The sequence below is a fragment of the Streptomyces sp. NPDC001890 genome (assembly GCF_042891445.1).
In the GTDB taxonomy this organism is placed as follows: Bacteria; Actinomycetota; Actinomycetes; order Streptomycetales; family Streptomycetaceae; genus Streptomyces.
Window position 1 is genome coordinate 53,771 of the sequence record NZ_JBIATE010000024.1, and the last position, 8,321, is coordinate 62,091.

The window sequence follows — 8,321 nt, forward strand, 5'->3', positions numbered from 1 at the left end:
CGATCGGCCCCACCGCCCCGTCCCTGCTGCCGTGAACAGGCGCCCCTACCCCACTAGTTGATCGCCTTGATCAGCTCGCCGTCGGCGGTGTCACCACTGAGCTCCCAGAAGAAGGTGCCGCCGAGACCCTGCTGGTTCTTCCAGTTCATCTTGGTGGCGATGGTGGCCGGGGTGTCGTAGCTCCACCAGTTGGTGCCGCAGTGGGCGTAGGCGGTGCCGGCGACGGTGCCGGTGGCCGGGCAGCTGTTCTTGAGGACCTTGTAGTCCTCGATGCCCGCCTCGTAGGTGCCGGGTGCGGCGCCGGTGGCGGTGGAGCCTGGCGCGTCCTGGGTGACGCCGGTCCAGCCGCGGCCGTAGAAGCCGATGCCGAGGAGCAGCTTGGACGCGGGGACGCCCTGGGCCTTCAGCTTGGTGATGGCCGCCTCGCTGCTGAAGCCCTCCTTCGGGATGCCGTCGTAGGAGGTGAGCGGGGAGTGCGGGGCGGTCGGGCCCTTGGCGTCCCAGGCGCCGAAGAAGTCGTACGTCATCACGTTGTACCAGTCCAGGGACTGGGCGGCGCCGGCGTAGTCGGCGGCGTCGATCTTGCCGCCCTCGGAGCCGTCGGCGGTGATGGCGGCCGTCACCAGGTTGCTGCTGCCGAACTTCGAGCGCAGCGCGGTGGTGAGACCCTTCAGGGCGGCCGGGCCGCTGGTGTCACAGGTCAGACCGCAGGCGTTGGGGTACTCCCAGTCGATGTCGATGCCGTCGAAGACATCGGCCCAGCGGGGGTCCTCCACCAGGTTGTAGCAGGACTCGGCGAACGCGGCCGGGTTCTTCGCGGCCTCACCGAAGCCGCCGGACCAGGTCCAGCCGCCGAACGACCAGATGATCTTGAGGTCCGGGTGCAGCTTCTTCAGCTTGCGCAACTGGTTGAAGTTGCCGCGCAGATCCTGGTCCCAGGTGTCGGCCACGCCGTCGACGGACTGGTCGGCGGTGTACGCCTTCTCGTAGTCGGCGTACGAGTCGCCGATCGCACACTTGCCTCCGGTGACGTTGCCGAAGGCGTAGTTGATGTGCGTGAGCTTGTCCGCCGAGCCGGACGTCTCGATGTTCCTGACGTGGTAATTGCGGCCGTAGACACCCCAGTTGGTGAAGTATCCGACCACCTTGTCGCCGGCCGCCGCGGGGGCCGCGTCGGCGGATGCGGGGGCGGGGGTCGCTGCCCGCGTGGTGGGGGGTGTGCCGGCCGACGCGGTGCCCGCGACACCCAGCAGGGTGGCGCCGAGGGCGGCGGTACAGGCGGCTGCGGCGAACGCCCGGAATCGGGCGCGGGGACGGTGCTTGCCGAACATCGTGTCTCCTCGTGGGGGAGGGAACTTGCTTGTGGGGGCGAGCAGTACGGCCATCGCATGTACTTGGCATGAACGTGCAAAGGCCGTTCCGCAGGACCGTAGATGGACTAGACCAGTGAGGTCAATGGTTCGGACCATTTCCGCTGATCGCCGTGGACGGTGCCGAGTCGCCCGGTGACCCCGTGACGGATATCGTCCGATCGGGCATACTCAAGCCGCCACAGCCGCTGGCCAGCAGCTCTCGTAATCCGAGGGGGCCGGCGTCGGCTGGGCAGCAGTGCTTTTCCGGGCCAGACCCGCAAGCCCTGCTTCTCCGGGCCAGACCCGGAAGCCCCCGGCGGCGCCGCCCACACCCCTCGCGCGCGACCGCCGCAACGCCCGACAGGGAGGAGAGCGCCGTCATGTCCGACCGTGCCCCGCATTTGGTGGAACGCCGTCTGCCCACCGAGGAGTCCAGGCAGCTCGTCGCGCTCGTCCGCGACATCGCCCAGCGAGAGATCGCGCCCAGGGCGGCCGAGGAGGAGGAAGCGGGCCGGTTCCCGCGCGAGGTCTTCTCGCTGCTCTCCGAGTCCGGACTGCTGGGACTGCCCTACGACTCCGCCCACGGCGGCGGCGACCAGCCGTACGAGGTCTACCTCCAGGTCCTCGAAGAGCTCGCGGCCGCCCGGCTGACCGTCGGCCTCGGCGTCAGCGTCCACTCCCTGGCCTGTCACGCGGTCGCCGGATACGGCACCAAGGAGCAGCGGAGCGAACACCTCCCGGCGATGCTGGGAGGCGGCCTGCTGGGCGCCTACTGCCTCTCCGAGCCCGCCTCCGGCTCCGACGCCGCCTCGCTCCGCACGAAGGCCGTACGGGACGGCGACGACTGGGTCATCACCGGCACCAAGGCGTGGATCACCCACGGTGGCATCGCCGACTTCTACACGGTCCTGGCCCGCACCGGGGCCGAGGGCCCCCGCGGCATCACCGCGTTCCTGGTCCCCGGCGACGCCGAGGGGCTCGATGCGGCCGCCCCCGAGAAGAAGATGGGCATGAAGGGCTCGCCCACCGCCCAGCTGAACTTCGACGGCGTACGGGTCGGTGACGCGCGCCGGATCGGCGAGGAGGGCCAGGGCTTCGCGATCGCCCTGTCCGCACTCGACTCCGGGCGCCTGGGCATCGCCGCCTGCGCCATCGGCGTCGCCCAGGCGGCCCTGAGCGAGGCCGTCGGCTACGCCACCGGGCGGCAGCAGTTCGGCCGCCCGATCGCGGACTTCCAGGGGCTGCGCTTCATGCTCGCCGACATGGCCACCCAGATCGAGGCGGGCCGGGCGCTCTACCTGGAGGCGGCCCGGCTCCGCGACGAGGGCAAGCCCTTCTCGCGCCAGGCGGCCATGGCCAAGCTGTTCTGCACGGACCTCGCCATGCGGGTCACCGTGGACGCCGTCCAGGTGCTCGGCGGATACGGCTACACCCAGGACTTCCCCGTCGAGCGGCTGATGCGCGAGGCGAAGGTGCTGCAGATCGTCGAGGGCACCAATCAGATCCAGCGGATGGTCATCGCGCGCCACCTCGCGGGTCCTGAGACGCGCTGACCCGCAGCGGCCGGTCCGACCACACGGGCGTCGCCATGATCCGGTTCCACTCCTGGTCGTGGCGGCCCGGCAGGGTGCGGTCCGCGCTCTCCCAATGACGCAGCAGGGCCCGGTAGATGGGCGGATCGGTGGAGTGCGGCACCGGTCGCGGCACCGACCGGGGAGCCATCGGCTGCGGAACCGATTCTTCGGCGGTGGGAGCGGCGAGGCGGCGGCGGCCGGGACCGGCCGTTGAATGCAGCAGGGTCATACCTGGCCAACGGTGCGGGGCGTTTCCCGGTCACTGTCCGGCCGATTCGAGAGCCCGTTCGCCCCGTCCCCGGGCGGCGGGCGGTCCGTACCGCGGGCACCACGTCGGCCGGGCCTTCGTGGTGCGGCGCAGATGTGCGGGGCGGGCCCGGAGGCGTCCGGGCCGGTCGCGTGCGGGGCCGCCGTCAGGCGGCGTGGCGCCGCATCTGCGGTACCCGCAGCGGGCGTGAGCCGGGACCGCCGGCGTGCGAGAACGGCTGCATCCGCCAGTCGAGCCCCTGAGGGAGTGTCAACAGCAGGCCCGTCTCCTGCTCCTGGGCGTCGAACGACTCGTCGGCGGGCCGCGACTGCGCCGCCGGGCGGCCGGTACCGGCGCACACGGTCAGCACGAACGGATTCCACGGCGTCGGGCACAGCGCGTGCTCCGGCAGCACGTCCTCGTCCGCCAGCAGCGCGATCGGCTGCGCGCAGTCCGGGCAGATCACCCGGTACATCTCGAAGGTGTCGTACGCCCCGAAAGCGGCGTCCTCGTCGGAAGCGGTGTCCTCGACGGGATCCTGCTCGGTACGTTCGGTGAGCTTCAGGCTCTGCATGGGAAATTCCCCCCTCAGGTGGGCCGACCAGGCGACACGGCCTCGACCACAGCAAGCACTTCCCGTCGCGCGTCGGCGGTAACCGCGAGAGGGTCGGCTACCGACCCGTAAACCTGTGGCATTCATCACATGCCTGCCGCAGGTGCCCTCTCCGGGGCTCCTGCCGCTGTGCCTGGAGGGACCTGGGGCAATAGATTGATCCGTATGGAGGAGCTGGACCGACAGATCGTGGAGTTGCTCGTCAAGGACGGGCGGATGAGCTACACCGACCTGGGCAAGGCCACGGGCCTGTCCACATCGGCCGTTCATCAGCGTGTCCGCAGGCTGGAGCAGCGCGGGGTGATCCGGGGCTACGCCGCGGTCGTCGACCCCGAGGCCGTCGGCCTGCCGCTCACCGCTTTCATCTCGGTGAAGCCCTTCGACCCGAGCGCGCCGGACGACATCGCGGACCGGCTCGCCGACGTCCCGGAGTTGGAGGCGTGCCACAGCGTCGCGGGTGACGAGAACTACATCCTCAAGGTGCGCGTCGCGACGCCGTTGGAACTGGAGCACCTGCTCACCCGGATCCGCTCGCTGGCCGGTGTCTCCACCCGCACCACCGTCGTCCTTTCCACGCCGTACGAGGCACGTCCGCCGAGGATCTGAGAGGCGCCCGACCGGAGGCCGCCCGAAGCCTGCGAGGGGGTCGCGGGCGGCTCGGCCCCGGGCAGGCGCGAGACTGGTCCCATGACCGAGAGCACCGCCCCCCAGAGCGAACACCGCACCGTGCTGCTGCGCGGTGGAGACGTCCACAGCCCCGCAGACCCCTTCGCCACCGCCATGGTGGTCGAACGCGGCCACGTCGCCTGGGTGGGCTCGGAAGGGGCCGCCGACGCCTTCGCGAGCGGCGTCGACGAAGTGATCGACCTCGAAGGCGCGCTGGTGACCCCCGCGTTCACCGACGCCCACGTCCACACCACGTCGACCGGCCTGGCCCTCACCGGCCTCGACCTGTCCGGCGCCCGGACCCTGGGCGAGGCGCTCGGCCTGCTGCGCGCGTACGTGGCCGCGCACCCCGAGGACCGGGTCGTCCTCGGCCACGGCTGGGACGCCACCCGCTGGCCGGAGCAGCGCCCCCCGTCGCGCGGGGAGCTCGACGCGGCGGCCGGCGGACGCCCGGTCTACCTGCCCCGGATCGACGTGCACTCCGCGGTCGTCACCACCGCCCTGCTCGACCTGGTCCCCGGCGTCACCGGACTGACCGGCCACCACCCCGACGCCCCGCTGACCGGCGCCGCCCACCACGCGGTCCGTTCGGCGGCCCACGGCGCCCTCGCGCCGCGCCAGCGCGCCGACGCCCAGCGCGCCGCTCTGCGGCACGCCGCGTCGCTCGGCATCGGCACCCTCCACGAGTGCGGCGGGCCCGACATCTCCGACGAGGAGGACTTCGCCGGACTGCTGAAGCTCGCCGCCGCCGAGAGCGGGCCGCGGGTCTTCGGCTACTGGGCCGAGCGGGTCGCCGACGAGAAGGACGCCCGCCGGATCCGGGAACTCGGCGCCGTCGGGGCGGCCGGGGACCTCTTCGTGGACGGCTCGCTCGGCTCGCACACCGCCTGCCTGCACGAGCCCTACGCCGACGGTCCGGCCGGACGCACCGGCACCGCGCACCTGGACGCGGCGCAGATCGCCGCCCATGTCACTGCGTGCACCGAGGCGGGGCTCCAGGCCGGTTTCCACGCCATCGGGGACGCGGCGCTCTCCGCCGTGGTGGACGGGGTCAGGGCCGCCGCCGAGACGCTCGGGCTGTCCCGGATCCGGGGCGCCAGGCACCGGGTCGAGCACGCCGAGATGCTCACCCCCGAGACCGTGGCCGCGTTCGCGGAGCTGGGGCTGACCGCCTCCGTCCAGCCCGCCTTCGACGCCGCATGGGGCGGCGAGGAGGGCATGTACGCCCAGCGGCTCGGCGCCGAGCGGGCCAGGACCCTCAACCCGTACGCGGCGCTCCTGCGGGCCGGTGTGCCCCTCGCCTTCGGCTCGGACAGCCCGGTGACCCCGCTCGACCCGTGGGGCACGGTACGGGCCGCCGCCTTCCATCGCACGCCCGAGCACCGGATCTCCGTCCGGGCCGGCTTCACCGCCCACACCCGGGGCGGCTGGCGGGCCGTCGGCCGGGACGACGCGGGGACCCTGGTGCCCGGCGCCCCCGCCGACTACGCGGTCTGGCGCACCGCTGACCTGGTGGTCCAGGCTCCGGACGACCGGGTCGCCCGCTGGTCGACCGACCCCCGCTCGGGCACGCCCGGCCTGCCGGATCTCACTCCCGGCGTCGATCTGCCGGTCTGTCTGCGGACCGTGGTCTTCGGACGAACTGTCTACGAGCGGCCGAACGAGTGACGTCCGGCCATTTCGCATCGTCACCCATGCGGGTGCCCGTTCCGCCGCGACCTGCGGATCTTCGCTACTGACCAGGCAAGTTTCGTAAATACCGCAGGTCAGACGGCTATTGACAGAACGCGCCCACTGGCCGGTAGGTTCGGCCGAGTCCACCACAGGACGTCCGACCGGTTAAACCTCCACGCAGTCGTCGAACGCCGCTGGGTCATGGGGTGGTGTGCCGCACCGGCGCACCACCACTGACAGCCAGGTTCAGCGCCCGCGCCTCGGGGGCGAGGGAAGGTTTCAGCCGGACGGCGGTGCGACCCGGGTGGGGCCCGGACGTTCAGTAGACAACGGCTCTAGGTCGACCCGCAGCCGGCGGGTCCCAGGTCGGCCCGAAGGGCGCCGGGCCCCCATTCGTAGTTCCCGTCCGGGCTCGTACCCGGGTTTCTGTCCGTACTTCCGTCCTTCTGTCCCCGGCGGTGCCCGGCGGCGTCCGACCGCGTCGGAGACCGGCCCCCGCCCGCTGGATATGGTGTGCACCTGCGTACGGACTTAAGGGGCAGTAAGTGAACGACGGCGGTCAGCGGCGGTACGGCCCGCTCGGCAGAATCCTGGTGATCATTCCGACCTACAACGAGGCCGAGAACATCAAGCCGATCGTCAGCCGGGTGCGCGCCGCTGTTCCGGACGCCGACATCCTGATCGCCGACGACAACAGCCCCGACGGCACCGGCAAGGTCGCCGACGAGATCGCCGCCGAGGACAGCCAGGTCCAGGTACTGCACCGCAAGGGCAAGGAAGGGCTGGGCGCGGCCTACCTCGCGGGCTTCCGCTGGGGCACCGAGCACGGCTACGGCGTGCTCGTGGAGATGGACGCCGACGGCTCGCACCAGCCCGAGGAACTGCCCAGGCTGCTGACCGCGCTCAAGAGCGCCGACCTGGTGCTCGGATCCCGCTGGGTGCCGGGCGGCCGCGTGGTCAACTGGCCCAAGTCCCGCGAAATGATCTCCCGCGGCGGCAGCACCTACTCCCGGCTCCTCCTCGGGCTGCGGACCAGGGACGTCACCGGCGGCTACCGGGCCTTCCGCGCCGAGACCCTGGACGGCATCGGCCTCGACCAGGTCGCCTCGCAGGGCTACTGCTTCCAGGTCGACCTGGCCCGCCGGGCCGTCGAGGCCGGCTACCACGTCGTGGAGGTGCCGATCACCTTCGTCGACCGGGAGATCGGCGACTCGAAGATGAGCCGCGACATCCTGGTCGAGGCCCTCTGGCGGGTCACCTCCTGGGGCGTCACCTCCCGTACGAACCGGGTCCTGGGCCGCAAGGCGCTTTGATCCGCCGCGCCCGCCGCGGACCGGTGGCGGGCATCGGGTGCGGCACCCGTGGTCACCCCCTTGCGCCGTTCGGACGCCCGTACGGGCACACTGGGGACCATGACGACCGGCACACCGCCCCCGACCGCCCCCAGGCGCTCTCGCGCCCGTACCCTCGTCCCCCTCGCCATCGCCGCCTGGGCGGTGCTGGAGATCTGGCTGCTCACCGTCGTGGCGAACACGGCGGGCGGGTTCACCGTGCTGCTGCTCCTGGTGGCGGGCATCGTGCTGGGCGCCGCCGTGATGAAGCGGGCCGGCCGCCGGGCCTTCAGCAACCTCACCCAGACACTGCAGCAGATGCCGGGGCAGCCCGGTGCCGCGGCCGCCCCGCCGGCCGATGTCTCGGGCGGCAAGGGCAACGGCTTCCTGATGCTCGGCGGCCTGCTGCTGATGATCCCGGGCATCGTCTCCGACGTGGCGGGGCTCCTGCTGCTGGTGCCGCCCGTCCGTTCCTGGCTCGGCCGGTACGCGGAGCGGTCGCTGGAGCGCCGGATGCGGGCCGCGACCCCCGGCAGCCTTTCCGATGCCTTCCAGCAGGCCCGCATTCACCGGCCGGACGGAAAGATCGTCCAGGGTGAGGTCATCCGCGAGGACGGCGCACAGCCGGGTGCGCGCCACGACGAGGGCCCCCGGCCGCCACTGACTCCCTGAGCCGCCCGTCCGGCGGCCGAGGCGTGACCCGGCCGTCGGACGGACCCGGCCGCCTGATGGACCGGGTACGACTGAGCCGCGGGGGGGGGGGCCCCCGGGGGGGGGGGGGCCCCGGGCCCGGGGCCCCCCCCCGCGGGGGGGGGGGGGGGGGGGGGCGGGCGGGGGGGGGGCCCGGGCCCCGGCCGGGCGGGC

Annotated in this window: 8 protein-coding genes; 5 read left to right on the top strand and 3 right to left on the bottom strand. The window is 72.5% G+C overall.

Translation table 11 applies throughout. From position 1 onward, the window contains the following. Positions 1-53 precede the first annotated feature (53 nt). Positions 54-1,331 (bottom strand): glycoside hydrolase family 18 protein, encoded by a 1,278-nt coding sequence (locus ACFYY1_RS35035; protein WP_388592787.1) that lies wholly within the window; start codon positions 1,329-1,331, stop codon positions 54-56. 401 nt (positions 1,332-1,732) lie between these two features. Here ACFYY1_RS35035 and ACFYY1_RS35040 point away from each other — a divergent pair, with 401 nt between their 5' ends. Beyond that, positions 1,733-2,905: an acyl-CoA dehydrogenase family protein gene (locus ACFYY1_RS35040; protein WP_388592789.1), complete on the top strand. Its 1,173-nt coding sequence runs from the start codon at positions 1,733-1,735 to the stop codon at positions 2,903-2,905. On the opposite strand, the gene ACFYY1_RS35045 is transcribed toward ACFYY1_RS35040, so the two are convergent. Both ACFYY1_RS35045 and ACFYY1_RS35050 read right to left on the bottom strand, forming a co-directional pair. After that, complete coding sequence (locus ACFYY1_RS35045) at positions 2,868-3,155, bottom strand: hypothetical protein (RefSeq protein ID WP_388592792.1); 288 nt, start codon at positions 3,153-3,155, stop codon at positions 2,868-2,870. The two genes, ACFYY1_RS35040 and ACFYY1_RS35045, sit on opposite strands and share 38 nt — an antisense overlap. Positions 3,156-3,339: 184 nt before the next feature. Next, the gene (locus ACFYY1_RS35050) at positions 3,340-3,747 is read right to left on the bottom strand and encodes a hypothetical protein (RefSeq protein ID WP_388592793.1); all 408 of its coding nucleotides are present in this window, start codon (positions 3,745-3,747) and stop codon (positions 3,340-3,342) included. Positions 3,748-3,951: 204 nt separating this feature from the next. Here ACFYY1_RS35050 and ACFYY1_RS35055 point away from each other — a divergent pair, with 204 nt between their 5' ends. The 4 genes from ACFYY1_RS35055 to fxsA all read left to right on the top strand — a co-directional run bounded on the left by ACFYY1_RS35055 (position 3,952) and on the right by fxsA (position 8,129). Beyond that, positions 3,952-4,392 carry an Lrp/AsnC family transcriptional regulator gene (locus ACFYY1_RS35055; protein ID WP_388592796.1) on the top strand — a complete coding sequence of 147 codons (441 nt, stop codon included), beginning with the start codon at positions 3,952-3,954 and terminating at the stop codon, positions 4,390-4,392. Between the two features lie 81 nt (positions 4,393-4,473). Continuing rightward, positions 4,474-6,120 carry an amidohydrolase gene (locus ACFYY1_RS35060; RefSeq protein WP_388592798.1) on the top strand — a complete coding sequence of 549 codons (1,647 nt, stop codon included), beginning with the start codon at positions 4,474-4,476 and terminating at the stop codon, positions 6,118-6,120. Between the two features lie 551 nt (positions 6,121-6,671). After that, positions 6,672-7,439: a polyprenol monophosphomannose synthase gene (locus ACFYY1_RS35065; RefSeq protein ID WP_388592800.1), complete on the top strand. Its 768-nt coding sequence runs from the start codon at positions 6,672-6,674 to the stop codon at positions 7,437-7,439. Positions 7,440-7,538: 99 nt separating this feature from the next. Next, on the top strand, positions 7,539-8,129 hold the full coding sequence (gene fxsA, locus ACFYY1_RS35070; protein ID WP_388592802.1) for an FxsA family membrane protein: 591 nt from the start codon (positions 7,539-7,541) through the stop codon (positions 8,127-8,129). Positions 8,130-8,321: the final 192 nt, after the last annotated feature.